The organism is Pseudoxanthomonas sp. (assembly GCF_027498035.1).
In the GTDB taxonomy this organism is placed as follows: Bacteria; Pseudomonadota; Gammaproteobacteria; order Xanthomonadales; family Xanthomonadaceae; genus Pseudoxanthomonas_A.
In genome coordinates, this window is the sequence record NZ_CP114978.1 from 3,112,543 (window position 1) to 3,136,748 (window position 24,206).

General features: G+C 67.9%; 25 protein-coding genes and 1 pseudogene. 13 read left to right on the plus strand and 13 right to left on the minus strand.

Going from position 1 to position 24,206, the window contains the following annotated elements; translation table 11 throughout:
• Positions 1-29: 29 nt before the first annotated feature.
• From O8I58_RS13535 to O8I58_RS13550, 4 genes are read right to left on the minus strand one after another with little or no spacing between them, the layout of a single operon-like run.
• Positions 30-926 (minus strand): ParB/RepB/Spo0J family partition protein, encoded by an 897-nt coding sequence (locus tag O8I58_RS13535; RefSeq protein ID WP_298317012.1) that lies wholly within the window; start codon positions 924-926, stop codon positions 30-32.
• Positions 926-1,726, minus strand: a complete 801-nt coding sequence (locus tag O8I58_RS13540; protein WP_298317014.1) for a ParA family protein — start codon at positions 1,724-1,726, stop codon at positions 926-928. The genes O8I58_RS13535 and O8I58_RS13540 overlap by 1 nt, the downstream gene beginning before the upstream one ends.
• 36 nt (positions 1,727-1,762) lie before the next feature.
• Entirely contained in the window at positions 1,763-2,416 is a 654-nt protein-coding gene (gene rsmG, locus O8I58_RS13545; RefSeq protein ID WP_298317016.1) for a 16S rRNA (guanine(527)-N(7))-methyltransferase RsmG, read from the minus strand.
• Between the two features lie 41 nt (positions 2,417-2,457).
• Positions 2,458-3,090, minus strand: a complete 633-nt coding sequence (locus tag O8I58_RS13550; protein WP_298317017.1) for a 4'-phosphopantetheinyl transferase family protein — start codon at positions 3,088-3,090, stop codon at positions 2,458-2,460.
• A gap of 197 nt (positions 3,091-3,287) precedes the next feature.
• On the opposite strand from O8I58_RS13550, the gene O8I58_RS13555 reads away from it, so the two are divergent.
• Positions 3,288-3,539, plus strand: coding sequence for a GlsB/YeaQ/YmgE family stress response membrane protein (locus O8I58_RS13555; RefSeq protein ID WP_298317019.1), 252 nt, complete (start codon positions 3,288-3,290; stop codon positions 3,537-3,539).
• Between the two features lie 80 nt (positions 3,540-3,619).
• On the opposite strand, the gene xth is transcribed toward O8I58_RS13555, so the two are convergent.
• Positions 3,620-4,387 carry an exodeoxyribonuclease III gene (gene xth, locus O8I58_RS13560; RefSeq protein ID WP_298317021.1) on the minus strand — a complete coding sequence of 256 codons (768 nt, stop codon included), beginning with the start codon at positions 4,385-4,387 and terminating at the stop codon, positions 3,620-3,622.
• A gap of 109 nt (positions 4,388-4,496) precedes the next feature.
• Positions 4,497-5,987: a coniferyl aldehyde dehydrogenase gene (locus tag O8I58_RS13565; RefSeq protein ID WP_298317023.1), complete on the minus strand. Its 1,491-nt coding sequence runs from the start codon at positions 5,985-5,987 to the stop codon at positions 4,497-4,499.
• A 50-nt stretch (positions 5,988-6,037) separates the two neighbouring features.
• Between O8I58_RS13565 and O8I58_RS13570 the strand changes: the two genes are divergently transcribed.
• Both O8I58_RS13570 and O8I58_RS13575 read left to right on the plus strand, forming a co-directional pair.
• Positions 6,038-6,589: a gamma carbonic anhydrase family protein gene (locus tag O8I58_RS13570; RefSeq protein ID WP_298317025.1), complete on the plus strand. Its 552-nt coding sequence runs from the start codon at positions 6,038-6,040 to the stop codon at positions 6,587-6,589.
• A gap of 84 nt (positions 6,590-6,673) precedes the next feature.
• A complete protein-coding gene (locus O8I58_RS13575) occupies positions 6,674-7,570 on the plus strand; it encodes a DUF2167 domain-containing protein (RefSeq protein WP_298317027.1) in 897 nt (298 codons plus the stop codon).
• A 4-nt stretch (positions 7,571-7,574) separates the two neighbouring features.
• Here O8I58_RS13575 and O8I58_RS13580 read toward each other — a convergent pair whose 3' ends face one another.
• On the minus strand, positions 7,575-7,865 hold the full coding sequence (locus O8I58_RS13580; protein ID WP_298317029.1) for a YkgJ family cysteine cluster protein: 291 nt from the start codon (positions 7,863-7,865) through the stop codon (positions 7,575-7,577).
• 154 nt (positions 7,866-8,019) lie between these two features.
• Here O8I58_RS13580 and O8I58_RS13585 point away from each other — a divergent pair, with 154 nt between their 5' ends.
• The 6 genes from O8I58_RS13585 to O8I58_RS13610 all read left to right on the plus strand — a co-directional run bounded on the left by O8I58_RS13585 (position 8,020) and on the right by O8I58_RS13610 (position 14,879).
• A complete protein-coding gene (locus O8I58_RS13585) occupies positions 8,020-8,712 on the plus strand; it encodes an RDD family protein (protein ID WP_298322980.1) in 693 nt (230 codons plus the stop codon).
• On the plus strand, positions 8,709-9,710 hold the full coding sequence (locus O8I58_RS13590) for a stage II sporulation protein M (RefSeq protein WP_298317031.1): 1,002 nt from the start codon (positions 8,709-8,711) through the stop codon (positions 9,708-9,710). Before O8I58_RS13585 ends, O8I58_RS13590 begins: the two co-directional genes overlap by 4 nt.
• A complete protein-coding gene (locus O8I58_RS13595; protein WP_298317033.1) occupies positions 9,700-11,223 on the plus strand; it encodes a DUF4129 domain-containing protein in 1,524 nt (507 codons plus the stop codon). Before O8I58_RS13590 ends, O8I58_RS13595 begins: the two co-directional genes overlap by 11 nt.
• On the plus strand, positions 11,220-12,383 hold the full coding sequence (locus tag O8I58_RS13600; RefSeq protein WP_298317035.1) for a DUF4350 domain-containing protein: 1,164 nt from the start codon (positions 11,220-11,222) through the stop codon (positions 12,381-12,383). The genes O8I58_RS13595 and O8I58_RS13600 overlap by 4 nt, the downstream gene beginning before the upstream one ends.
• Positions 12,380-13,381, plus strand: coding sequence for an AAA family ATPase (locus O8I58_RS13605; RefSeq protein ID WP_298317037.1), 1,002 nt, complete (start codon positions 12,380-12,382; stop codon positions 13,379-13,381). The genes O8I58_RS13600 and O8I58_RS13605 overlap by 4 nt, the downstream gene beginning before the upstream one ends.
• 196 nt (positions 13,382-13,577) lie before the next feature.
• On the plus strand, positions 13,578-14,879 hold the full coding sequence (locus O8I58_RS13610; RefSeq protein ID WP_298322983.1) for a DUF58 domain-containing protein: 1,302 nt from the start codon (positions 13,578-13,580) through the stop codon (positions 14,877-14,879).
• 30 nt (positions 14,880-14,909) lie between these two features.
• Here O8I58_RS13610 and O8I58_RS13615 read toward each other — a convergent pair whose 3' ends face one another.
• The 3 genes and pseudogenes from O8I58_RS13615 to O8I58_RS13625 all read right to left on the minus strand — a co-directional run bounded on the left by O8I58_RS13615 (position 14,910) and on the right by O8I58_RS13625 (position 17,799).
• Positions 14,910-15,908 (minus strand): hypothetical protein, encoded by a 999-nt coding sequence (locus O8I58_RS13615; RefSeq protein ID WP_298317039.1) that lies wholly within the window; start codon positions 15,906-15,908, stop codon positions 14,910-14,912.
• Positions 15,909-16,105: 197 nt separating this feature from the next.
• Positions 16,106-17,263, minus strand: a pseudogene (locus tag O8I58_RS13620) (glutathionylspermidine synthase family protein); the annotation flags it as partial.
• The gene (locus O8I58_RS13625) at positions 17,263-17,799 is read right to left on the minus strand and encodes a DUF1190 domain-containing protein (RefSeq protein ID WP_298317041.1); all 537 of its coding nucleotides are present in this window, start codon (positions 17,797-17,799) and stop codon (positions 17,263-17,265) included. The pseudogene O8I58_RS13620 and the gene O8I58_RS13625, both read right to left, overlap by 1 nt.
• 162 nt (positions 17,800-17,961) lie before the next feature.
• On the opposite strand from O8I58_RS13625, the gene ilvD reads away from it, so the two are divergent.
• The 3 genes from ilvD (at position 17,962) to O8I58_RS13640 (ending at position 21,607) form a co-directional block, all read left to right on the plus strand.
• Positions 17,962-19,800, plus strand: coding sequence for a dihydroxy-acid dehydratase (gene ilvD / locus O8I58_RS13630; RefSeq protein ID WP_298317043.1), 1,839 nt, complete (start codon positions 17,962-17,964; stop codon positions 19,798-19,800).
• Between the two features lie 115 nt (positions 19,801-19,915).
• Complete coding sequence (locus O8I58_RS13635) at positions 19,916-20,593, plus strand: YoaK family protein (protein ID WP_298317048.1); 678 nt, start codon at positions 19,916-19,918, stop codon at positions 20,591-20,593.
• A gap of 111 nt (positions 20,594-20,704) precedes the next feature.
• On the plus strand, positions 20,705-21,607 hold the full coding sequence (locus O8I58_RS13640; RefSeq protein ID WP_298317051.1) for a cyclase family protein: 903 nt from the start codon (positions 20,705-20,707) through the stop codon (positions 21,605-21,607).
• Positions 21,608-21,649: 42 nt separating this feature from the next.
• Here the strand turns inward: O8I58_RS13640 and O8I58_RS13645 are convergent, their stop codons facing one another.
• Positions 21,650-22,210 (minus strand): DUF2058 domain-containing protein, encoded by a 561-nt coding sequence (locus O8I58_RS13645; protein ID WP_298317053.1) that lies wholly within the window; start codon positions 22,208-22,210, stop codon positions 21,650-21,652.
• Between the two features lie 86 nt (positions 22,211-22,296).
• Here O8I58_RS13645 and O8I58_RS13650 point away from each other — a divergent pair, with 86 nt between their 5' ends.
• On the plus strand, positions 22,297-22,890 hold the full coding sequence (locus O8I58_RS13650) for a YdeI/OmpD-associated family protein (protein WP_298317055.1): 594 nt from the start codon (positions 22,297-22,299) through the stop codon (positions 22,888-22,890).
• A gap of 61 nt (positions 22,891-22,951) precedes the next feature.
• On the opposite strand, the gene O8I58_RS13655 is transcribed toward O8I58_RS13650, so the two are convergent.
• Both O8I58_RS13655 and O8I58_RS13660 read right to left on the minus strand, forming a co-directional pair.
• Positions 22,952-23,260, minus strand: a complete 309-nt coding sequence (locus tag O8I58_RS13655; RefSeq protein ID WP_298317057.1) for an RcnB family protein — start codon at positions 23,258-23,260, stop codon at positions 22,952-22,954.
• 209 nt (positions 23,261-23,469) lie between these two features.
• Positions 23,470-24,084 carry a hypothetical protein gene (locus tag O8I58_RS13660; protein WP_298317059.1) on the minus strand — a complete coding sequence of 205 codons (615 nt, stop codon included), beginning with the start codon at positions 24,082-24,084 and terminating at the stop codon, positions 23,470-23,472.
• Positions 24,085-24,206: the final 122 nt, after the last annotated feature.

Sequence of the window (24,206 nt, forward strand, 5' to 3'; positions counted from 1 at the left end):
AGCTGCGCTCTACGGGACTCCGTACAGACTTACTCGCGCTTGCCGCGCAGCCGTTCCAGCACGCCTTCCAGGGTGTCCAGGTCGGTGTAGTGGATGACCAGCTTGCCCTTGCCGTTGCGGCCGTGGGCAATCGCCACCGTGGTGCCCAGGGTTTCGGACAACTCGTTCTGCAGCGAGGCGATATCGGCCTGCGGCGTGGTCTTGGCGGGCTTCTTCTTGCCGTTGACCGGTACCCGGCCGGCGGCGAACTGCGAAGCGCGGTGTTCGACTTCGCGTACCGACCAGCCTTCGTCGGCCGCTTCGCTGGCCAGCTTGCTGGCCAGTTCGGGCGAGAGGGTCAGCAGGGCACGGGCGTGGCCCATTTCCAGGCGGCGCGCTTCGAGCAGGGCGCGGATCGCCGGCGGCAGTTCCAGCAGGCGCAGCAGGTTGGACACCGCCGCGCGCGAGCGGCCGACCGCTTCGGCCGCTTGGCCGTGGGTCAGCGAGAATTCGCTGATCAGGCGCTGCAGCGACTGCGCCTCTTCCAGCGGATTGAGGTCTTCGCGCTGGATGTTCTCGATGAGCGCCATCGCGATGACGGTGCGGTCGTCGAGTTCGCGCACCACCACCGGCACTTCGGCCAGGCCGGCCAGTTGCGAGGCGCGCCAGCGGCGTTCACCGGCGACGATTTCATAGCCGCCCGTGTCGTTGGCCCGCACCACGATCGGCTGGATGACGCCCTGGGCGCGGATCGAGTCGGCCAGTTCGTCCAGCTTGGACGGGTCCATCGCCATGCGCGGCTGGTACTTGCCGGGCTGCAGCTGGCCGACCGCCACGTTGCGCAGGGTTTCACCGGGCTGGGCCTCGGTCGGCGGGGTTTCGGCGCCCTTGGGGCCGAGCAGCGCTTCCAGGCCGCGGCCAAGGCCGCGCTTCTTCGGGGCGGACATCAATGGGTCTCCATGGGGACATGCGCGGGCCGGTTGCGCTCCTTGTGCCGGCGCAGGATCTCGCCGGCCAGGCCAAGATAGGCCACGCCACCGCGCGAGGTGCGGTCATAGCCGACGATGCTCTGGCCGTGGCTGGGGGCTTCGGCCACGCGCACGTTGCGCGGCACGATGGTGCGGAACACCTTGTCGCCGAAATGCTCGGTGAGTTCGGCCGACACCGCGTTGGCCAGGTTGTTGCGCACGTCGAACATGGTGCGCAGCACGCCTTCGATTTCCAGCGTCGGGTTGAGCCGGCCGCGGATGGCGTTGATGGTGTCCATCAGCGCGCTCAGGCCTTCCAGCGCGTAGTACTCGCACTGCATCGGCACCAGCACCGAATCGGCGGCGGTCAATGCATTGAGCGTCATCAGCGACAGCGCCGGCGGGCAGTCGATGATGATCCAGTCGTAATCCGGGCGCAGGGGTTCCAGTGCGGCTTTCAGGCGCTGCTCGCGTGCGCTGGCATCCATCAGCTGGATCTCGGCGGCGGTCAGGTCGATGTTGGCCGGCATCAGGTCGAAGTCTTCGCCGGTGCGCACGATCGCCGCGCGCGGCTCGCTTTCCTGCAGCAGGACTTCGAAGGTCGAGGCCTCGATCTCGCGCTTGTCCACGCCGCTGCCCATGGTGGCGTTGCCCTGGGCATCCAGGTCCACCAGCAGCACGCGCTGGGGCGTGCGTGCGAGCGCGGCGGCCAGGTTGACGGCGGTTGTGGTCTTGCCGACGCCGCCCTTCTGGTTGGCGATGGCGATGATGCGGGCCATGCGTTCGGCTCTTTGGGGAAACGGTGGAGCCGGGGATTATGCGGGTTTCGCCGCGGCGCGTCCCACCGTGACCAGGTGACGTTCGCCGTCCAGGCCCGGCACGGTCAGGGGAACGGCATCCACCAGCGACCAGCCAGCGGGCAGTGCGGCGATTTCGTCATGCGGCATCACGCCCTTCATCGCCAGCAGGGTGCCGTCGGGTTTGAGCAGGTGTCCGCCGACTTCGATGATGCCGTCCAGGGTGTCCAGCGCACGGGCAGTCAGGTGGTCGTAGGCGGCCGGTTCGTCGAGTGCCTCGGCGCGGCTTTCGGCGACCCTGGCATTGGTCAGCTTGAGCTGGCGCACGGCCTCGCGCAGGAAGCGGGCCTTCTTGCCGTTGCTCTCCACCAGCGTCACCTGCAGCTGCGGGTGGGCGATGGCCAGCGGGATGCCGGGCAGGCCGGGGCCGGTGCCCAGGTCGGCCAGGGTGCCGGTCGAAACGAAACGGTGCATGGCCAGCGAATCGAGCAGATGGCGGGTGACCATCTGCCGCGGGTCGCGCACGGCGGTGAGGTTATAGGTGCCGTTCCAGCGCACCAGCAGCGTCAGGTAGGCCAGCAGCGGCGGTACCAGGTCGGGTGACAGGCCGAGGTCGGCCAGCCCGTCGCGCAGCGGCGCGTCCAGGCCAGGGGGCAGGGAGTCGTGGGTCATCGGTGGGGATTATCGCAGGCCCGCGCCGGGGGTGCTTGGCTTCATCCCGCGGGACGGGCGCGCCATGCCACTGCGGCCAGGTAATGCGGATGTGGCTGCCACTGGTGCAGGGTCCAGTCGTCCGGCGCGCCCAGCTGTGGATCGCAGGCCACCAGCTGCAGTGGTGCGTCGGCACGGATCGGGGCGAATTCCAGCCGCTGCAGGCCGAAGGAAATGCCGTGCCCATGCGCCTTCAACACCGCTTCCTTGGCGCACCACAGGCGCAGGAACGCCAGGTTGCGGTCGGCCTCGGCCAACGCGTGCAATGACGCGGTCTCGGCCCGGGTGAAGAAGCGCGCGGCCAGCTCCAGGGCACGTGGGCGTGGGCGCAGGCGTTCGATATCGGCGCCCACTTCCACGCCCGGGCCGGTCGCCAGCAGCAGCGCATCGCCGCTATGGCTCCAGCTGACATCATGTGGCGCCAGCGTGCCCTCAAGGCGTGGCTTGCCGCGCGCATCGCGCCGCAGTGGCAGCGCGCCGGGCGCCAGGTGGAACCAGCTCTCCAGCAGCGGGCGCGCAGTCGGCTCGCCGGAACTGCGCGGGGGATGGTCGGTCCACCAGACCTGCAACGGCCCGATCCGCTGTTCTGAAAAAAAGCTTTCCGGTGATTCAGCCATGTGCAGGCGTTCGTCCATGTGGCCGGCAAGCGGCCCGCCGGCAGCTGCCCGCTTGTGAAGGCCTGCATCGCATGGCGGCGGGGAAAGCACGTCCGCTCCCTGCTTCCGGCCTCACGCCAGGCGACTCGTATACGGCGGTTTCACGGACACGCACGCTCAATCGTCGGGCGCCCTGCGGCGCGGGGCATCCACTCACCGAATCTGGGAGAACGGCTATGGGCATCATCATCTGGTTGATTATCGGCGGCGTGGTCGGCTGGCTGGCCAGCATCATCATGCGTCGCAACGCGCAGCAGGGCATCATCCTCAACATCGTGGTCGGCATCGTGGGTGCCGCCATCGCCGGATTCCTGACAGGGCACAGCATCAACGATGGCGTGTCGGTTTCATCGTTCCTGTGGTCGCTGCTCGGTGCGGTGATCCTGCTTGCCATCGTCAACCTGTTCACCCGCAAGAGCGTGCGCTGACGCGCCTGCGGTTCGAACGACGGGGTGGAAGAGCCCGGGCTGGTCCCGGGCTTTTTCCTGTCTGTCGTGCTGAATTGGATTCAGTCGATCTGCACCCACGCCGGTGCGTGGTCGCTGGGGCGTTCCAGGGTGCGCGGCTCGCGGTCGATGCCGGCGGCGGTGGCGCGTGACTTCAAGGCGTCCGACACCAGCGTCAGGTCGATGCGCAGGCCCAGGTTGCGGCGGAAGCCAGCCATCCGGTAATCCCACCAGCTGAAGATGCCGGCATCGTCATGGTGCAGGCGGAAGGCATCGTGCAGGCCCAGGTCGAGCAGGCCCTGCAATGCGGCGCGTTCGGCGGTGGAGGTGAGGATGTGGTCTTCGTTCCACACCGCCGGGTCGTGCACGTCGCGGGCGTCGGGGGCGATGTTGAAATCGCCCAGCACCACCAGCTGCGGATGCACCGCCAGTTCGGCCTTGATCCAGTCGTGCACCGCCGCCAGCCAGCGCAACTTGTAGGCGTACTTGTCGGTGCCCACGTCCTGGCCGTTGACCACGTACAGGTTGATCACCCGGATGCCATCGATGGTGCCGGCGATGACGCGTTTCTGTTCGTCGTCGAAGCCGGGGATGCCGATCTGCACGTCCTCGATGGCGCCGCGCGCCAGCAACGCCACGCCGTTGTAGGTCTTCTGCCCGGAAAACACACTGCGATAGCCGGCCGCGACTAATGCCGCATCGGGGAACTTGTGGTCTTCCTGCTTGGTTTCCTGGATGCCGACGACATCGGGGCCGAAATCGCGCAGCCACTGTTCCAGGTGCGGCAGGCGCACGTTGAGCGAGTTGACGTTCCAGCTGGCGATCTTCATGGGAATCCGGGTTCTGCAGGGGTGGGACGGCCGCCTATGGTGCCGTCCACAGGGGCAATGGAACAGCACGACGTGCACGGGCGCCGTGCGGTGGTCTGGCAGACGGCACTTAGCGCAGCAGCAATTTCAGCAGGCCGGCGATGGAGGTGTAAGGCGGCTTGAGGCGATCACTCAGTGCCCAGCGTGGCTGCCACAGCACCGGCATCCTGTGGCCCATTGCATCGAAGCCGGCGCGTGCATGGTAGGCGCCCATGCCGCTGGCGCCCACGCCGCCGAACGGCAGCCCGGTGGCGGTGAAATGCAGCAGCGTGCCGTTGACGGTCACGCCGCCGGCCACCACGGTTCCCAGGATGCGATCCAGCGCGCGACGGTCGTGGCTGAAGGGGTACAGCGCCAGCGGCCTGGGCTGCCTGGCCACGATCGCCAGCGCCTCGTCCAGGCTGTCGTAGCAGAGGACCGGCAGCAGCGGCCCGAAGATTTCCTCCTGCATCACCGTGGCTTCCGGCGGCGGATCGAGCAGGACGGTCGGCGGCAGCAGGCGCCCGGTCTCGCCGCGGGTTTCGGCCAGCGGAATGATCTCCGTGCCGCGTGCCGCCGCGTCGTCGAGGTAGTCCCGCAGCCGCGCGAATTGCTGCTGATTGACGATCCACGCCAGGTCGCCGTCGGCGCCCACGGTGCCGTAGCGCTGGGTGACCTGTTCGCGCAGGGCCTGCACCAGCGCGAAGCGTCGTGGCCGGTCGATCAGCACGTAATCCGGGGCAATGCAGGTCTGGCCCGCGTTGAACCACTTGCCGGTGGCCAGCCGCGCGGCGGCCGCGTCCACCGGGTAATCGGCACACACGATGGCCGGCGACTTGCCGCCCAGCTCCAGCGTCACCGGGGTCAGGTTGCGCGCGGCGGCCTCGGCGACCTTGCGCCCGGTAACGGTGGACCCGGTGAACACCAGGTGGTCGAACGGCAATGCGCAGAAGGCCTGCCCCACCTCGGCCCCTCCCTGGGCCACCGCGACGCGTTCGGGCGGAAAGACCTGCGCCAGCAGGTCGGCCAGGAAGGCGCTGGTGCGTGGGGTGATTTCCGAAGGCTTGAGGAAGACATGGTTGCCGGCGGCGATGGCCGTGGCCAGTGGTACCAGTGCCAGGTTGATCGGGTAGTTCCATGGCGCCACCACGCCGATCACGCCCAGCGGCTGGTGGCGCAGTTGCGCGCGCGCGGGCCACAGGCGCCAGCCCGCGGCGACCCGGCGCGGCCGCGTCCATGCGCGCAGGTGACGGCGCAGGTGGTCGATCTCCGCCAGCACGGTCATGCCATCGGCGATCAGGCTTTCCTCGCGGCTGCGATGGCCGAAGTCGGCGCTGATGGCGGCGGCCATTTCCTCGATCCGGTCCTTGAAGCATCGGCGCAGCCGCGCCAGGTCTTCGCGCCGCTGGGCGATGGACGGCCTGTGCGTCAGCCAGCCGGTGCGCAGCCGGTCCAGCGTGGGGGCAAGGTCGTGGATCGCCGTGCTCGCGGGTGCACCAGCGTCATCCGGCCCCGCAGCCGTGTTGTCTGCGGCTGATGCCGTGTTGCTGGCGGGCGTGCTGGCGTCGGCTGGGGCATTCATGCGGCGAGTGTAGGCGCTCGATGACGGACCCGGCGCACTACAATGCGGTCATGCCATCCAATACGAATTTGCGTCCGTACAAGGACAAGCGCCCACTGCTGGGGCAACGCGTGTACGTGGACCCGGCCTGCACCGTGATCGGCGATGTGGTGCTGGGCGATGACGTGTCGGTGTGGCCGGCGACGGTGATCCGCGGCGACGTCAACCATATCCGGATCGGTGCACGCACCAACATCCAGGACGGCACCATCATCCACGTCAGCCATGAGAGTCCTTACAACAAGGGCGGTTATCCGACCCTGATCGGCGAGGACGTGACTGTCGGCCACGGCACCATCATCCATGCCTGCACGATTGGCGATGCCTGCCTGATCGGCATGGGCGCGTGCATCCTGGATGGCGCGGTGATCGAGAAGCATGCCTTCATCGGCGCCGGCGCGGTGGTCGGCCCGGGCAAGCGGGTTGGCAGCGGCGAGCTGTGGGTCGGCAACCCGGCCCGGCCGGCGCGCCAGCTGTCGGACAAGGACATCGAAGGCCTGCTGTATTCGGCCCAGCACTACGTGCGGATCAAGGACCAGTACCTGGCCCAGGACGACACCTGACCCTATTGTCAGTAAGCCCCGGCGCACGCGACACTTCGCGGCACCGGGCATGGGGATGCCCTCAAGGACGATGGGGAAAGACCAATGAAGAACACAGTCCGTGGCCTGCTGGCCGCGTGCACGCTGGCGCTTGCCGTTCCTGCCTTCGCGCAGGACGTACCGGACCAGGCCAGGCAGCTGATCGACAGCCTGCATCTGCGCAGTGGCGAGGTCGAGGTGGCCGAAGCCGGCGCGCATTTCAACCTGGGGCCGCAGTTCCGTTACCTGGACAAGGCCGACACCCGCAAGGTGCTGGAGCAGCTGTGGGGCAACCCGGAGGACGACAGCGTGCTGGGCATGGTCGTGCCGACCCATCCATCGCTGGAAGAAACCGGCAGCTGGGCGGTGGTGGTGACCTATGAGGCCGAAGGCTACGTGTCCGATGCCGACGCGGCCAAGATCGACTACGACGACCTGCTCAAGACCATGAAGGAAGGCACCCAGGAAGCCAACGCCGCGCGCGAGAAAGCCGGCTATGGCCGCGTGGACCTGGTGGGCTGGGCGGTGCCGCCGCGTTACGACGCCGGGTCCAAGAAGCTGTACTGGGCCAAGGAGCTGGCCTTCAATGGCGAGTCGTCGCACACGCTCAATTACGACATCCGCGTGCTGGGCCGGAACGGCTACCTGAGCCTCAACGCGGTATCGGGCATGGACGAGCTGCCACTGGTGCAGGCGGGCATGCAGCAGCTGCTGCCGATGACCGACTTCAATGCCGGCGCGCGCTATGCCGACCACAATCCTTCGACCGACAAGGTGGCTGCCTACGGGGTGGCCGCGCTGATCGGCGGTGGGCTTGCAGCGAAGACCGGCCTGCTGGCCAAGTTCGGCCTGATCCTGGCCAAGCTGGGCAAGCTGCTGTTCGTCGGCGTGATCGCGCTGGTGGCGGGGATCAGGAAGTTTTTCACCTCGCGTCGCGAACGCGCCTCGGGCACGGTGCGCTGACGCGTCAGCTGTGCGCCTGGGATGACGGACGCGTGGCGGCTTCCAGGTCGCGCAGGTACGCCATCGCCTCGCTGCGCGAGATGCCGCACATGGCCGCGTCCGGGCGCAGGCTGGCGCACACGGCGGGGCGCTCGGGCTGGCCGAAGATGCGGCAGCGCAGGGCGTCATCCAGCTGCACGCAGGGCACGCCGGCCGGCTTGCCGTATGGCATTCCGGGGATCGGCGAGCTGATGGACGGCGCGGTGCAGCAGGCGGCGCAGCCGCTGCGGCAGGCCAGGACGGACGGCTGCGACATGGCGTCATTTTAAGGCGTGTCGATCGCCGCCGGGATGGGCAAGCACGGCGTGGGCGGCTACAGTCTGGCCCGGAGCATCAGGGACGAAGTTGGGCATGGACCGTCGCCAGCAGGCACGCAATCGGGGATCGCAATGACGGCAGTGCCGCAGGCGGTGCGTGGGCCCGTGCTGGATACCTATCGTGAAGTCATCACGCCCGAAGGCGTGGCGCTGCAGCTGCCTGCGGCCGGCCCGGTGCCGCGTGCGGTCGCCTGGGGCGTGGACCTGGTGGTGCGCATCGCGCTGATGTTCGTGATCTCGCTGCTGCTGGGGCTGCTGGGCAAGCTGGGTAGCGGCCTGACGCTGATTGCCGCGTTCCTGGTCCAGTGGGGCTACATGATCGTGCTCGAAGCGTTGTGGCACGGGCAGACTCTGGGCAAGCGAACGATGGGCCTGCGCGTGGTCCTGGCCAACGGCGCGCCGATCGGCTGGCCGGCGGCCATTACCCGCAACCTGCTGCGGGTGGTGGACATGCTGCCGTTCGCCTATGCCGCCGGCCTGCTGGTGAGCCTGGTCGACCCTTGCGCGCGCCGGCTCGGCGACCTGGCGGCCGGCACGCTGGTGGTCCATGCCGAACGCAGAGAGCGCAGCGGCCAGGCGCCGGTCAATGCGGTGTTCGTGCCGCCGGCCACGCTGCGGCCGGAGGAACAGGCCGCCATCGTCGCTTTCGGCGAACGCGCGCCGCGGCTCACGCCCGAGCGCCAGGCCGAACTGGCCGATCTGGCCGAACCGTTGACCTCGGCGCGTGGTCCAGCCGGCGTGCTGCGCCTGTTCGGCATGGCCAACTGGTTGTTGGGGCGACGATGAGGCAGGAGCAGTTCGTCGCCCGTCACCAGCGGGAGTGGTCCGAATTCGAGATCTGGCTGCACACCCGTGCCGATGCGCGCCGCGCGCAGGGCGCGCGCAACACCGGCGTGCTGGGCGATGACGCCATGCCGCAGCGCTATCGGCGCATTGCCCAGCAGCTGTCGCTCGCCCGCCGGCGTGGCTACAGCCCGCAGGTCACCACGCGGCTGCAGGACATGCTGGAACAGGGTCACCAGGTGCTCTATCGCACGCCACCGGTGCGCTGGCGCGCGGCGCTGGAATTCCTGATGGCCGGGTTCCCGCGGCTGGTGCGCAGCGAGGCGCTATGCATGTGGGTGGCGCTGGTGCTGTTCGCGTTGCCGCTGGTGGGGATCACGGTGCTGCTGCAATACCGTCCGGAGCTGATCCACGCCTTCATGGACCCGGTGCAGGTCGCGCAGATGGAACAGATGTACGACCCATCCAATCCACGCATCGGCCGCGACAGCGGTGGTGATTGGCAGATGTTCGGCTACTACATCATGAACAACATCGGCATCGGCCTGCAGACCTTCGCCAGCGGCCTGCTGGTGGGCGTGGGCAGCATCGTGGTGCTGGTCAGCAACGGCATGACCATCGGCGCGGTGTTCGGCTACCTGACCCAGATCGGATCGGGCGGGCCGCTGTGGAGTTTCGTCTGCGGGCATGGCGCGTTCGAACTCACCGCGATCGTGATTGCCGGCGGTGCCGGCCTGCAGCTGGGCCTGCACTGGCTGGCGCCGGGCCGGCGCACGCGCGGCCAGGCCCTGGTCGAGGCCGGGATGAAAGGCGCGCGGCTGTGCATGGGCGTGGCCTTCATGCTGCTGGTGGCGGCCTTCATCGAGGCGTTCTGGTCGTCGATCGCCAGCGTGCCGTATCTGGTCAAGTACACCGTAGCGGGCGTGCTGTGGAGCGGCGTGCTGGCCTGGTTGTGGCGCGGTGGCCGCAACCGCGTGGACAAGGATGGCGATGCGCGCTGAACAGCTGACGGTCGAGTTACGCGCGCGCTCGCCGTGGGAAGCGGTCGAGCTGGGCACCGCGCTGGTCCGCCGCCATGCGCGTGCGGTGTGGCTGCCGTGGCTGTGGCTGGCCGTGCCGGTGTTCGTGCTGGTCAACGCCGGGGCGTGGGCGCTGTCGATGCCGCTGGCCTCTTGCCTGGTGCTGTGGTGGATCAAGCCGGTGTTCGACCGCATTCCCTTGTTCGTGATCTCGCGCGGCGTGTTCGGCGAAGCGCCGACCGTGCGCCAGACCCTGGCCGCGCAGCTGCGCTGGGGCTGGCGGCCGATGCTGGGCTACCTGACCTGGCGACGCTTCAGCATGGCGCGCAGCCTGTTCCTGCCGATCGAACTGCTGGAAGGCGACACCGGTGCGCGCCTGCGCGCGCGGCGCAAGGTGCTGGGGAGCACCATCTACGGCAACGCGGCGATGCTGTCGCTGGTGTGCCTGGGGTTCCAGCTGGCCCTGACCCTGGCCGGCATCGCGCTGGTCTTCATGTTCATCCCGATCGATTACCTGCCCGAGGCCGCGCGCGCCGGCCTGGCGATGATCAGCATGCCGCCGCTGTGGGCGCAGCTGGGGTTCAACGCGTTCTTCTGGCTGGGCGTGGGGCTGATCGAACCGTTCTTCGTCGGCGCGGGCTTTGGCCTGTATCTCAATCGGCGGACCCAGATCGAAGCGTGGGACGTGGAGATCGCCTTCCGTCGCCTGCGCCAGCGGTTGCTGGATGCGGCCACGCCGCTGCTGCTGGTGTGCGTGCTGCTCGGTGCGGGCCTATCGCCGGCGCGTGCGCAGGACGCAGGCACCGACACGGAAGACACGCCCAAACCGCCCGGCGTGGAGCAAGTGTTCGGCGATGAGCGCGCGGACGACCGCGGGTTCCGCAAGGCCGTGCAGCAGGCGTACCGCGACCCGCTGTTCGACCGTCACCGCATCGACCGCCACTGGCAGCGCAAACCGCAGGCGCCAGCACCGGAGACCAAGCCGCCGGACCTGAGCTGGTTGCGCGGCCTGCAGGGCGTGCTGGCCTTCATCGGCGAATGGGGGCTGTGGATGCTGCTGGCGCTGGTGGTGATCTTCATCGTGGCAAGCGCCAGGCACTGGTGGCCGTGGATGCGCGGCGTGCGGACCCCGCGCCCGGTGCTGGCCGAGGCCACCGTGACCGCGATGGCACTGCCGGAACGCCTGCCCGACGATATCGCCACCAGCGCACGCCAGCTGTGGGCACGGGGCGAGCACCGCCACGCGCTGGCGCTGCTGTATCGCGCCAGTGTCGAGGCGATGGCCCAGCGTGCCGGCGTGGTGCTGCCGCCGGGCGCGACCGAATCCGAATGCCTGCGTTTCTCGCGGCGCCAGCCCGAGGATGCCGATCGCGGCCTGTTCGCACGCATGGTGCGTACCTGGCAGTACGCCGCCTACGCGCAGCGCCTGCCCGATGACGCCGAATTCGACAGGCTGCTGGGCGACCTGCAGGCACGCTATCGGTGGGGCGCATGAGCGAGAGCACGCGCGGCGCCAGGGGCGGGCTGATGCTGCTGGGCGGCGGCGCATTCCTGTTCGTGCTGATGGCCTGGTTCGCGGTCAATTACGAGCGCGTCGAACGCCGGATCGACCTGCCGCCGATGGGTGAGGCCGCGTGGAATCCGCTGTACGCACTCAAGCAGTCGCTGCGCGCCGATGGCATCCAGGCCGAATCACGCCCGCGTTTCACCCAGGCGGTGGGCACGCTGGGCCGGCGCGACACGCTGGTGCTGCTGGACGACCCGCGCTACATCACCGCCGCGCGCGCGGACGAACTGCTGGCCTGGGTAGAACGTGGCGGGCACCTGGTGGTGCGTACGCCACCGGGCGCGCAGCTGAGCAAGCACGAAAGCCTGCCGCTGCTCGATGCGCTGGGCCTGCAGGCCATGGGCGTGGGCGACTGCGAGAAATTCCAGGTCACCGGTGAAGCCGAACACGTGGAGTTCTGCGGCGACCGCCGCTTCGTGTTTGAGGACGTGGAGCCGGAGCTGTCGTGGGGCAACCTGCGCGATGGTTACGTCTATGCGCGCCTGGCCCACGGCCAGGGCCATGTCGACGTCCTGGCCGATGTGGATTTCCTCGGCAACGGTATTGGCCCGCGCGGCACCACGCCCGCACGCAATGGCCTGCGCGATGTGCCGCACCAGGTGCTGGCGCGGCAGATCCTGGCGCCCAACTACGGTCACGGCACCGTGCACCTGATCTACGCCGTGCAGATGCCGTCGCTGTGGCGCACCCTGGTCGAACGCGGTTGGCCGGTGTGGCTGCCGCTGCTGCTCGCGCTGCTGGCTGGACTGTGGGCCAGCGCACAGCGCTTCGGTCCGGTGCTGCCGGTGCCGGGCACCGCGCGCCGTTCGCTGCTGGAACACGTGCGCGCCAGTGGCGAGCACCTGTACCGCTACGGCAAGGGCGCACTGCTGTATGCCGCCGCGCGCCAGGCGTTCTTGATGCGGCTGCGCCGGCGCGATCCGGTCGCCGCGGCACTCACCGGTGAAGCACAGGCGGCTGCCTTGGCCGACCGTTTCGGCCTGCCTGCCGCACGCCTGCAACGCGCGTTGCAGGTGCCGTCCTCGCGCGAACGCCGTGAGTTCGCCGACCGCATTTCCCTGCTGATGCACATGAGAAACCGACTATGAGCGAGCTTCCCAACGACCTTCCCGCCGCAGATGCGGGGGCGACCGCCGGCAATGTGGCCGAACGCGTGGCGGCCGTGCGCGACGAGGTCGCCAAGGCCTTCATCGGCCAGCCCGAGGTGCTGGACCAGATCCTGATCGCGCTGCTGGCCGGTGGCCATGTGTTGATCGAGGGCGTGCCCGGTCTGGGCAAGACGCTGCTGGTGCGCGCACTGTCGCGGGCGCTGTCGCTGGACTTCGCGCGCGTGCAGTTCACGCCCGACCTGATGCCTTCGGACGTGTCCGGGCATGCGGTGTTCGACCCGGGCAGCCAGCGCTTCGAGATTCGCCGCGGCCCGGTGTTCACCCACCTGCTGCTGGCCGATGAAATCAACCGCGCCCCGGCCAAGACCCAATCGGCATTGCTGGAGGCCATGCAGGAAGGCCAGGTCACCATCGAAGGCCAGTCGTTCCCGCTGGCACCGCCATTCCTGGCCCTGGCCACGCAGAACCCGGTCGAGCAGGAAGGCACCTATCCGCTGCCCGAAGCACAGCTGGACCGCTTCCTGCTGAAGATCCTGATCGGCTATCCGGCGCTGGAAGAAGAGAAGCGCATGGTCGATGCCATCACCACCGGCCGCACCGCCGCGGACTTCGACCTGTCGCAGGTGCAATGCGTGGCCGGTGCGGCCGACGTGGTCGCGCTGCAGCAGGCCACCGCCGCGGTGCAGGTGGACGCGCAGGTGATCGACTACGCGGTACGGCTGGTCGCGGCCACGCGCACCTGGCCGGGCATCGCCCTGGGCGCAGGCCCGCGCGGCAGCATCGCGCTGGTGCGTGCCGCGCGCGCGCAGGCGGTGTTGAATGGCCGCGACTTCGTGACGCCCGATGACGTGCGCGACATCGCCGTGCCGGCGCTGCGCCACCGCATCGCATTGGCGCCGGAACTGCAGATCGAAGGCCAGTCACCGGACGACGTGCTCGGCGCGCTGCTGGTCAAGGTGGAGGCGCCGCGCAAGTGATGGCGATTCGACTGCGTGACAATTGGTTCGCAGCCGCGCACTTTTCGAAGGGCCGCTTTGCCCCCTCTCCCCTGCGTGCGGGGGAGAGGGCCGGGGTGAGGGGGATGCTTCGATGCCTGAATCACTCCAGCTGCGTTCAACCTCGGGTCCGCTGCGCTTACCTGGGCTGCGCAGCTGGCATGGGCGCTGTCGCGCGATGAGACCCGCACGGCCATTGGTCGCGTTGCTGTGTGGCTGGGGTGTGTCCGGGTTGGCGGTGCTGTTCGCCGGCCTGCCGTTGCTCGCCTGGCAGCTCATCGGCGCAGCCATCGCGTTGCTGGCGCTGGTCGATGGCGTGTGCGTGTGGCGTCGGCCGACCCCGGTGGCGCGTCGGCGCGTGCCCGAAGTGCTTGCCTTGGATATGGAGCGTGAAGTGCTGCTGCGCATCGAATCACCAGCGCATGCGCAGCGCGTGGACGTGTTCGACCTGCATCCGGGCCCTTGGCCGTCGCAGGGGCTGCCGCGCACGCTGGCCGTGCCACGCGACGGCGCGATGGAGTTCCACTACCGCCTGCGTCCCACCGCGCGTGGTGATGCCCACTTCACCGGCGTGCAGCTGCGCCTGTCTTCGCCGCTGCGGCTGTGGCGGCAGTCGCGCATCGCACCGTTGCCGCAGACCGTGCGCGTGTATCCGGATTTCGCGCCGCTGGCGCGGTTGGCGCTGTTCAGCGCCGACCAGGCTTCGCGGCTGGTCGGCGCGCACATCAAGCGGCGTCGCGGCGAAGGCACCGACTTCCACCAGATGCGCGAGTACCGGGTCGGCGACAGCCTGCGCCAGATCGACTGGAAGGCGACCTCGCGCGCGCGCAAGCTGATCTCGCGCGAATACCAGGACGAGAAGAACCAGCAGCTGGTGCTACTGCTGGATACCGGCCGGCGCATGCTGGCACGCGAGGATGGCCTGGCCCATTTCGACCACGCACTCAACGCCGCGCTGGTGGTGTCGTATCTCGCGCTGCGCCAGGGCGACGCCGCCGGCCTGATGTCCACCGGCGAACAGCCGCGCTGGGTGCCGCCACGGCGCGGCATGGCCGGCATCGACACCTTGCTGCGCGCCAGCTACGACCTCCAGCCCGCACCCCTGGCCAGCGATTACCTGGCGATGGCGACCGAACTGTCCGCACGCCAGCGCCGCCGCGCGCTGGTGATGCTGGTCACCAACGTGCGCGACGAGGACATCGAGGACCTGCTGGTGGCCGTCCACCTGCTGCGTCGCCGCCACCTGGTCTGCGTGGCCAGCCTGCGTGAATCGGATCTCGACCATGCGCTGGAGAGCGAAGTCACCGACCTGACAGGCGCCATCCACGCCGGCGCCATTGCCCGCTACCTGGAACAACGCGCCGCCGCCCACGACGCCCTGCGCGGCCACGGCGTGATGGTGCTCGACGTCACCACCGCCCAACTGCCCGCCGCGCTGGTGGAACGCTACCTGGCGGTCAAGCGCGAGGGGCTGTTGTAGGAGCGCCGCCGTCAGCGTCGAAAACGCTGATCAAGGAGTGCCAACAGAAGACTTACAGTCTGCACACGCAAGCCATGCGGTGTCATGCGAATAGTCGAGCGTCATGACGAAGTTCTGCCAGAGGTTGGCACCGGCGGCACCGACGACGGGACCGTCCATGTACTGGCTAATTCCTGTGTGTTCATCGAATGCACCGTCCGGACGTTCGGTAAACCACAGCGGTCCGACCGACCAGCCCGCGATCTCTACAGAAGGAACTTCGATGATGCGCATCCCGTCCATCAATGCATCGCCTTTGTCGACCAGGCGCCATGTTTGATGTTCGCGGTGCCAGCGCTCAAGCATGCTGGTGGTGATGTAGGACGTTACGCCGATACCACGGGCGGTATCGATGTGGCTAGCTTCCAGCCCGGCTGGCGTGGGTTTTGCGGTGGCGCCGGTGTCCAGGAGAAAGTCCAGCGGCTGGCCGGCAATGTTCAAAGTGATGCGTGGCAATCCAGACCAACGATCGCCCGCTGCATTCTTCGGGAAGCTCATGTGTAGCGGGCGCAGCTGCGATGCGGCCTTCCAGTTGGAAGACTCGCGCCACAGCGTTTTGGCCGGATAATCGAACGTCCAGGTGAAATGCGGAAGATAGCCGGCGCCGAGGTTGCCATCGGCATCGCCAAGTTCCGTGTAACCATCAGGCACCAAGGCCATGGCGTCACAGCCCCGGTGCTCCACCACCGGCAGTCCCTTCCACTTCGGCGCGGGCAAGTCCACAACGATGCTGGCTTCATCGCCGGTGCCGCAGGTGCGTGTCGCCAGATGCTCGCGGACCACGGCGGCCGGGGTCAGGATGAACCTGCCGATGCCGCCACCGCCACCACTGTCGACTACCAACCGAAGGCGTTGGCCTTCGCTGCTGTTCAAGGTGATGAAGAAGTGGCCTGCCTCGTAGTCCGCCGCGAGTTTCTCGTGTGCCGTTGCGGGGCTGGCGCTAACAGATAGCGCGATGCAGCAGCCAACGGCGAGGAAGACCCTTTCCATGGCAAGACTCCTTTGGTTCGACGCGGTGAATGTAACTAGAGAAATCGATCATTCTCCGCTGCGCTCGAGTCCAATAAGTACCATTGGTTGGGCGACCTATCTGGACAAGGTTGCACCGTATCCCGGGTAAGCGCAGCGCTTGCCCGAGATACGGGTTTACGTGCAGGCGTTTGTCTTACGCGTAGAACACGCCCGGTTGCCTCGTCGATGATCGCGTGCGGGACGAAGCGGGCGCTGTCGCGGGTGATGCGGCTGGCGTCTTCGCGGATGCCGATGCCACAGGCGGTATCGCCGACCACCCAGCTGCCGATCAGCGGGTAGTGGCCGTCGAAGGCGGTGAGCGGATGCGCGGCCTGGCGGATGCAGGGGCCGGTGTACGGGCCTTCGCTTTCCTGCCAGCTGCCGTCGGCCAGGTACAGGGCGACGTTGGCGCCTTCGCGTGAATGCAGCGGCTTGCGCACCCAGCCCGGCTGCAACGCATCGCCTTCGTCGAAGAACGCCGGCAGCAGGTTGGGATGGCCGCGATAGCGCTCCCACAGCAGCGGCAGGATGCCCTTGTTGCTCAGCACCGCCTTCCAGGCCGGTTCCAGCAGCTGCAGGCCAGAAGCTGGCAGCGCCTTGCCGAAGTCCTCGCCGAACAGGTCTTCCAGCGGATACAGCTTGAACAGCGTGCCGATCACCTCGTCGTCCAGATTGGTGAAGCGGCCATCCTCGGACAGGCCCAGGTCTTCCATGGCGATGAATTCACCGCGCAGGCGTGCCTGCGCCGCGCAATCACGCAGGTAGGCGACCGTGCCCTGGTCTTCATTCGAACCACGCACCGCGGCGAACATCAGCGGCCGCGGCAGGGCACTGGCGATTTCGCCGAAGCGGGCCACCAGGGCTTCATGCAGCGAATTGAACTGGTCGGCATGGTCGGGCAGGCGCCGCGCCGCGCGCTGGTCTTCCAGCCACTGCCACTGGAAAAAGGAAGCCTCGAACAGCGAGGTCGGCGTGTCGTAGTTCAGCTCGTACAGCTTGGCCGGCCCGCGCCCGTCGTAGGCGAAGTCCAGGCGTCCGTACAGGTATGGCTGGCGCTGCTGCCAGCTGTCGGCGATCCACTGCCAGTACGGTTGTGGAATCGCCAGGCGTTGCAGCTTGGCCTCGTCGCGCACGACCTCGTCGACGAGGTCTAGCGACATGGCGTGCAGTTCGGCGCTGGGGTCTTCCAGGTCATCTTCGATCTGGCGCAGGGTGAAGGCGTAGTACGCCGTCTCATCCCAGTACGGCGCGCCGTCGATGGTGTGGAAGTTGAACCCGCAGTCGGCTGCCTGCGCGCGCCAGTCGCCGCGCTCGGTGATGGTGACGCGGCGCATCAGCCGCCGAAGCTGCTGCGGCCGGCGCTGCGGGCGCCAAAGCCGCCGCGGCTGACCGTCATCGCCTTGTTGGGCGTGGCGTTGATCGGGGTCATCGCCGTGTTGCCGGTGCGGAAGGCGTTGGACGTGTCCGGCCGCGCGCCCGGCGTCGGGCGGACCCAGCCGTTGTTGCGGCCTTGGTAGGCCGGCGCACCGGCCAGCCCGGCCCGGTTGTTGAGCATCTGCGACATGAAGAAGCCGGCCATCAGCGGGCCGACGAATGAATGACCTTGGCTGTCGCGCTGCTCGGTGCAGCGGTCCTCGCCCCAGTCGGCCTTGCACTGGTCCTGCGAGGCGTAGCGCGGTGCCTGTTCGGCGGACTGTTGCTGCGCGCTGGCAAAGGCCTCCTGGCAGCTGGCGCGGTCGCCGGTCTCGCGGGCGCAGGTGTCCACCGAGGTGTACAGCCCTTCGCGGACTTCGGGTTCGCGCTGGCAGGCGCTGAATAGCAGGGGCGCGGCGCCCATCAGCAGCAGGGACGTGGTTCTGGAGCGTTTCATCAGGTTCTGGTCGATGTCATGCGATGTCCCATGATGCCTGCCGGGGCCAACGGCCGGATCGACATGGCTGAATCGTCAGTTGCAGCAGCAACCGAGGAAAACGCGGAAAATGCGCGTTTCCAACACCAAAGCCAGCCGCGCGCTCGCCGAAGAGTCCCCGCCATGCCCGAGTACCGCTCCAAGACCTCCACCCACGGCCGCAACATGGCCGGCGCCCGCGCGCTGTGGCGCGCCACCGGGATGAAGGACGCCGACTTCCACAAGCCGATCATCGCGATCGCCAACTCCTTCACCCAGTTCGTGCCCGGCCACGTGCACCTGAAGGACCTCGGCCAGCTGGTTGCGCGCGAGATCGAACGCGTCGGCGGCGTGGCCAAGGAGTTCAACACCATCGCCGTGGACGACGGCATCGCGATGGGCCACGACGGCATGCTGTACTCGCTGCCCAGCCGCGAGATCATCGCCGACTCGGTCGAGTACATGGTCAACGCGCACTGCGCCGACGCGCTGGTGTGCATTTCCAATTGCGACAAGATCACGCCCGGCATGCTGATGGCCGCGCTGCGCCTGAACATCCCGGTGGTGTTCGTCTCCGGCGGGCCGATGGAAGCGGGCAAGACCAAGCTGTCCGAGCACGGCCTGGACCTGGTCGATGCGATGGTGGTGGCGGCCGACGACAGCGTGTCGGACGAGAAGGTCGCCGAATACGAGCGCAGCGCCTGCCCGACCTGTGGATCATGCAGTGGCATGTTCACCGCCAACTCGATGAACTGCCTGACCGAAGCCCTCGGCCTGGCGCTGCCCGGTAATGGGTCCACGCTGGCCACGCATGCCGACCGCGAGCAGCTGTTCCTGCGCGCCGGCCGCCTGGCGGTGGAACTGTGCCATCGCTGGTATGGCGGTGAAGACGCCACTGCGCTGCCGCGTGGCATCGCCACGTTCGAGGCGTTCGAAAATGCGATGACGCTGGATATCGCCATGGGCGGTTCGACCAACACCATCCTGCACCTGCTGGCCGCCGCGCAGGAAGGCGAAGTGCCGTTCGACCTGCGCGACATCGACCGCCTGTCGCGCAAGGTGCCGCAGCTGTGCAAGGTCGCGCCGAACATCCAGAAGTACCACATGGAAGACGTGCACCGTGCTGGCGGCATCTTTTCGATCCTGGGCGAACTGGCGCGCGGCGGCCTGCTGCATACCGACGTGCCGACCGTGCACAGCAAGACGCTCGCCGAGGGCATCGCCAAGTGGGACGTCACCCAGACCGACGATGAAGCGGTACACACTTTCTTCAAGGCTGGTCCGGGCGGCGTGCCGACCCAGGTCGCCTTCAGCCAGGCCACACGCTGGAAGACGCTGGATATCGACCGCAGCGGCGGTTGCATCCGCAGTGTCGAACACGCGTATTCGGCCGAAGGTGGCCTGGCTGTGCTGTACGGCAACCTGGCGCTGGACGGCTGCGTGGTCAAGACCGCGGGCGTGGACGAATCCATCCACGTGTTCGAAGGCAACGCCAAGGTGTTCGAAAGCCAGGATGCGGCGGTCAAGGGCATCCTGGCCAACGAAGTGGTCGCCGGCGACATCGTCGTGATCCGCTACGAAGGCCCGAAGGGCGGCCCGGGCATGCAGGAAATGCTGTACCCGACCTCGTACCTGAAATCCAAGGGCCTGGGCAAGCAGTGCGCGTTGCTGACCGATGGGCGTTTCTCCGGGGGCACCTCGGGCCTTTCGATCGGCCATGCCTCGCCGGAAGCGGCCGGCGGCGGTGCCATCGGTCTGGTGCGTGATGGCGACAGAATCCTGATCGACATCCCCAACCGTTCGATCAACCTGCTGATCGACGATGCGGAACTGGCATCGCGCCGGGCCGACCAGGATGCGAAGGGCTGGAAGCCGGCCGACGCGCGCCCGCGCAAGGTCACCACCGCGCTGAAGGCCTACGCCCTGCTCGCCACCAGCGCCGACAAGGGCGCGGTACGCGACAAGGCGCTGCTGGACGGCTGAAGGCCTACCCTTCTGGGGGTAGGGCGGCTCGAGCGCATCGCCTAATGTCGCGCTGTTGAGGCCTCGCATCAGGGGGCTGCGAGGACAGGCTGTGGCTGACGATTCCGAGACTTTCATGGCCCGCGTGGGTCTGCTGCTGGGCTTTGTGGGCGGCTTCGTGGACACGGGGGGGTTCCTGTCGCTGCAAGGGTTGTTCACCGCGCATGTCACCGGCAATTTCGTGACCCTGGGCGCCTCGCTGGTGCATGGAACATCAGGCGGGCTGGCCAAACTGCTGGCATTGCCGCTGTTCTGCATGGTGGTCGCCGGCACCCGGCTGGTGTCCTGCCGGCTGCAGCAACGCGGCGTGCAGGTGCTGCCGCGGTTGTTGTGGACGGTCTGCGGCCTGCTGGCAGTTGGCGTGGTGCTGTCTGGCTTGCTGGGTCCGTTCCATGACGGTGATGGCGCCGGCGCGTTCTGGACGGGCATGACGCTGGTTGCGGCGATGGCCATCCAGAACGCGGCCAGCCGCATCCATCTGGCCAAGCTGCCGCCGTCGACGATGATGACCGGGACCACCACCCAGGTGATGGTGGACCTGGCCGATCTGCTGCATGGCGTGGATGCCGCGGCGCGTGCAGCGGTGATCGATCGCCTCAAACGCATGCTGCCGGCGCTGGGCGTGTTCGCGCTGGGGTGTGCGGCGGGGGCCTGTCTCTTCGCCAGCGTGTATCAGTGGTGCCTGGTGCCGGCGCCACTGCTGATGCTGATCGTGCTGCTGCCGGCGCGCCGCTGGCGGGCATTGCCGCATTGAGCGCAGCGCGGCGTCCGCGGCGATCGTGCCACGCTGACCTATGATCGAAAGCGGCGCGCCTGCGCCGCATCCGCCATCGGGCTGGATGCAGCTTTCCCGCGAGGTCTCCCCATGCGTCGCCTGCTGCTGTCCCTGTCGCTCTGTATCGCCATCCTGCCCACCGCCCGCGCCGCCGACGATAACCGGCTGTGGGACGTCTATGCGCAACAGCTCAAGGGCGTGAAGTACGTGTCGCTCTCGCACGTGATCGCGCCGGGCATCCCGGTGTGGCATGGCTTCGGACCGTCGAAGTTCGAGCCGGCGATCGACCCGGCCGATGGTCATGCCTATACCTACGCCAAGGATGGATTCGAGGCCACGCGCTACACGCTGTCCACCGATCAGTTGGGGACCCAGCTCGATCCGCCCGCGCACTGGGCGCCGGAATATCCGTCCATCGATGAGTTGCCGGCCAGCTACACGCTGCGGCCGCTGGTGGTGATCTCCATCGTCGACCAGGTGAAGCAGACACCGGGCTATTCGCTCAGCGTGGCCGACATCGAAGCCTGGGAGAAACGGCACGGGCGGATCCCGGAGGGTGCGGTGGTGTTCGTGCGTTCGGACTGGTCCAAGCGCTGGCCCGATCCGGCGCTGGCGGCGCTGGAACACTTCCCCGGCGTGTCACTGCCGGCACTGAAGTTCCTGCACGAGCAGCGCCATATCCTGCTGCACGGACACGAGCCGCTGGATACCGACGACAGCCCCAACCTGGAAGGCGAATCCTGGCTGATGCACCACGGCTATGCGCAAGCCGAGGGCGTGGCCAACCTGGACCAGGTTCCGGAAACCGGTGCGCTGGTGGCGATCGGGTTTCCGCGCTTCCAGGGCGGCACCGGCGGCTATGCCAGCTTCACCGCGATCTGCCCGCCGGACTGGCCGCACGGCGTGGCCGCCGATCCGCGTCGCGATGCACCGTTGCCGCGCTCGGACAAGTCGCTGAAATGGGACACCGCCAAGGGCGTGCGCGTGCGTTGAGGCGGCGTACGCATCGTCCCGCCGTGGCGGGACGATGCGAGATCACCAGATCAGGTCGTCCGGGATCTTGAACTGGTCCTGGTCGTAGAAGTCGTCGCCTTCGTTGGAGGCCGATGACGATGCGGCAGTGCTGCGCTTGCCGTTGTCGAGCAACACGTAGGACGCGTCGCGTTCGTAAATCTTCTCGGCGGCCGCGCGCGGGATCAGTTCCACGCCATCACCGTGGCGCGCGATCACCAGGGCGCCGCTGATCAGCTGGGTGCGCAGGGCGGCGTTGACCAGCACGGTGCGGATCGCGGCGCCGTCGTTGAACCGGTAGTCGATCTCGCCGCCGCGCTTGACCTTGTTGGTGTCCACGATCTGGCGGATCTGGGCCAGTACTTCCTGGCGCCTGGCCTGCGCATTGCGTTCGGCGGCCAGGGCGCGGTCACGCTCGGCGCGTTCGGCCTGCAGCCTGGCGGCGTCGACCTTCTCCTGGTCGCTGGGTGGCTTGGCGCCACCTTTGGCCAGGCGCGCCTTGACCTGGTCGCGGGCGATCTGGTCGGCCTTGCCTTTCTTGACCAGGCCGGCCTTGAGCAGCTGTTCCTGCAGGGGATTGCGCATGACGACAAGCAATGGAAAGACGGCCGCGCAGTGTAGCGCCGGGCGCCAGTTGCGGCATCGGCCCCAGGGCAGGCACGCTCGCGGCCATGGCCAGCCAGGATCCGCGCGTCGACGCGTACATCGACACTGCCGCCCCGTTCGCCCAGCCGATCCTGCGTGAGATCCGCGTGCGGCTGCATACCAGCTGCGACGGGCTTGAAGAGGCGATCAAATGGGGCATGCCCGGCTTCATGTACCGCGGCAAGATCCTGTGCGTCATGGCCGCGTTCAAGGCGCACGCCACGCTGGCGTTCTGGCGCCGCGACGAACAGGCGCCGAAGTCCGGCAATGCCGGCGAAGCGATGGGCGAATTCGGCCGGCTGACCCAGGTCAAGGATCTGCCGGGCAAGCGCGCGTTCGCGGTCAAGGTGAAGGAGGCGATGCAGCGGATCGAAGCCGGGGTCCCACAGCGCGTGGTCAAGCCGCGTGCGCCAGTGGCGATGACGCCGGCGTTCGCGCAGGCATTGGCGCAGGACACGCCGGCCAGGACCGTGTTCGACGGGTTCAGTGCCGGCTACCAGCGCGACTATCTGGAATGGATCGGCGAGGCCAAGACCGAGGCGACCCGCGACAAGCGCATCGCACAGGCGCTGGAATGGCTGGCAGAAGGTAAGCACCGCAACTGGAAGTACGAAAAGTAATCCGCATCCAGCGCGGCCTGGATGGAAACGAGGCGCCCGGGGACGCCTCGTTCCGTGGTGCTTAGTGGCTGGCCGCGATCACGCTGCTGATGATGCCGGTGGTCACGGCGATCAACACGTAGTCGTTGTCGACCTTGCGCCATTCGTGGCCCTTCGGCGGCGCCTTCAGGCCGTGCTTGCGGTAATCCGGCACGCGGTCGCCGCGCGAGCCCTGCGCCAGGCGATCGCCTTTCTTGTGCGGATTGCCGTGCGACTGTGCGTGCTGGTCCTGCTTGTGCCCGTCGTCATGGTGGTCGTCGTGCTGCTGGGCCAGGGCCGCGCCGGAGAAGCACAGGCTTGCGGAAAGGATCAGGGCGGAAATCAATTTCATGGGAGAGTCCTCGTTTGGGTGCAGGGCGGCGGTCGTCCGCCCGGACATCACGCTAGGGTTCCGTACGTGAACGGCGCGACCCCTGCGCTGTCTTGCCAAGGGGCGCGATGCAGCTTCGCCAGCGGCAGGTGAACGCGCGGTGTCGAATGTGTCGGGCTGGTGTCGCTTCGTGTCATCGGTCCGATCGGGTAGGCAGGGGCATCACGGTCTTACGGCGATTGCACGCAGTGCATGTTGGCCGAGGCGATCTCCGAAGCATCGGCAGCGGTGAACTGGGTGGCGGCCCAGTCTTTCTGCGTGCCCTTCGCCGCTTCGTTGCGATAGAGGCCGCTCAGGTGGCACACGCCATCGACTTCCTGCGAGTTGCCGCGCACGCGGATCTCCAGGCCGCCCGGTTCACCGTTGGGGTTGGCCAGCTTGAAGACATTCACATCGGTGTCGTTGCACTTGGGTTCGTCGTGCGATTCCAGCGCCAGTACCACGACCTGGCCGTCTTCCTGCGGGGGGGCGGTACTGACGTTGTTCTGCGCATCGACGGTGGGCTTCCACACCGGGATCGGGGTGCGGTTATCGCCGGTCTTGCAGGCGGGAATGCCGGGTACCAGGTCGCCGGCTTCGGCCATGGCGGCCTGCCCGGGCGGCGGTGCGGAAGCCTGCGCGCCTTCGCCCGTGGTCGGGCTAGGTGCAGCGGCACCGGGCGCGCCGGGTTGGGCGGCCGGCGCCTGTGACGGGGCAGGCGGCGAGGTCGCAGGCGGCGCAGGTGTGGACGGCTGGCAGGCGGCGCAGGCCAGGCCCAACGCGGCGGCCAGGAACAGATGCTTCATGAAGACTCCGGGGGTTGGATCAATGACGCAAGCAAGCCGGCATGGATAACCCTCGCGACATTAAAAAGATGTTGCCGCGCCAAGGCGGGCACGTTTCAACGTGATCTGTTCTGCAGCACTGC

Bases quoted from the DNA above. Each gene is read 5' to 3' on its own strand.
- O8I58_RS13595 (WP_298317033.1), top strand. From the start codon at position 9,700: ATGCGCGCTGAACAGCTGACGGTCGAGTTACGCGCGCGCTCGCCGTGG.
- O8I58_RS13625 (WP_298317041.1), bottom strand. From the start codon at position 17,799: ATGAAACGCTCCAGAACCACGTCCCTGCTGCTGATGGGCGCCGCGCCC.
- O8I58_RS13570 (WP_298317025.1), top strand. From the start codon at position 6,038: ATGCCATCCAATACGAATTTGCGTCCGTACAAGGACAAGCGCCCACTG.
- O8I58_RS13610 (WP_298322983.1), top strand. From the start codon at position 13,578: ATGAGACCCGCACGGCCATTGGTCGCGTTGCTGTGTGGCTGGGGTGTG.
- ilvD (WP_298317043.1), top strand. From the start codon at position 17,962: ATGCCCGAGTACCGCTCCAAGACCTCCACCCACGGCCGCAACATGGCC.
- O8I58_RS13575 (WP_298317027.1), top strand. From the start codon at position 6,674: ATGAAGAACACAGTCCGTGGCCTGCTGGCCGCGTGCACGCTGGCGCTT.
- O8I58_RS13655 (WP_298317057.1), bottom strand. From the start codon at position 23,260: ATGAAATTGATTTCCGCCCTGATCCTTTCCGCAAGCCTGTGCTTCTCC.
- O8I58_RS13555 (WP_298317019.1), top strand. From the start codon at position 3,288: ATGGGCATCATCATCTGGTTGATTATCGGCGGCGTGGTCGGCTGGCTG.
- O8I58_RS13650 (WP_298317055.1), top strand. From the start codon at position 22,297: ATGGCCAGCCAGGATCCGCGCGTCGACGCGTACATCGACACTGCCGCC.
- O8I58_RS13640 (WP_298317051.1), top strand. From the start codon at position 20,705: ATGCGTCGCCTGCTGCTGTCCCTGTCGCTCTGTATCGCCATCCTGCCC.
- O8I58_RS13635 (WP_298317048.1), top strand. From the start codon at position 19,916: ATGGCCCGCGTGGGTCTGCTGCTGGGCTTTGTGGGCGGCTTCGTGGAC.
- O8I58_RS13605 (WP_298317037.1), top strand. From the start codon at position 12,380: ATGAGCGAGCTTCCCAACGACCTTCCCGCCGCAGATGCGGGGGCGACC.
- O8I58_RS13590 (WP_298317031.1), top strand. From the start codon at position 8,709: ATGAGGCAGGAGCAGTTCGTCGCCCGTCACCAGCGGGAGTGGTCCGAA.
- rsmG (WP_298317016.1), bottom strand. From the start codon at position 2,416: ATGACCCACGACTCCCTGCCCCCTGGCCTGGACGCGCCGCTGCGCGAC.
- O8I58_RS13580 (WP_298317029.1), bottom strand. From the start codon at position 7,865: ATGTCGCAGCCGTCCGTCCTGGCCTGCCGCAGCGGCTGCGCCGCCTGC.
- O8I58_RS13600 (WP_298317035.1), top strand. From the start codon at position 11,220: ATGAGCGAGAGCACGCGCGGCGCCAGGGGCGGGCTGATGCTGCTGGGC.
- O8I58_RS13535 (WP_298317012.1), bottom strand. From the start codon at position 926: ATGTCCGCCCCGAAGAAGCGCGGCCTTGGCCGCGGCCTGGAAGCGCTG.
- O8I58_RS13550 (WP_298317017.1), bottom strand. From the start codon at position 3,090: ATGGACGAACGCCTGCACATGGCTGAATCACCGGAAAGCTTTTTTTCA.
- O8I58_RS13540 (WP_298317014.1), bottom strand. From the start codon at position 1,726: ATGGCCCGCATCATCGCCATCGCCAACCAGAAGGGCGGCGTCGGCAAG.
- xth (WP_298317021.1), bottom strand. From the start codon at position 4,387: ATGAAGATCGCCAGCTGGAACGTCAACTCGCTCAACGTGCGCCTGCCG.
- O8I58_RS13660 (WP_298317059.1), bottom strand. From the start codon at position 24,084: ATGAAGCATCTGTTCCTGGCCGCCGCGTTGGGCCTGGCCTGCGCCGCC.
- O8I58_RS13615 (WP_298317039.1), bottom strand. From the start codon at position 15,908: ATGGAAAGGGTCTTCCTCGCCGTTGGCTGCTGCATCGCGCTATCTGTT.
- O8I58_RS13565 (WP_298317023.1), bottom strand. From the start codon at position 5,987: ATGAATGCCCCAGCCGACGCCAGCACGCCCGCCAGCAACACGGCATCA.
- O8I58_RS13645 (WP_298317053.1), bottom strand. From the start codon at position 22,210: ATGCGCAATCCCCTGCAGGAACAGCTGCTCAAGGCCGGCCTGGTCAAG.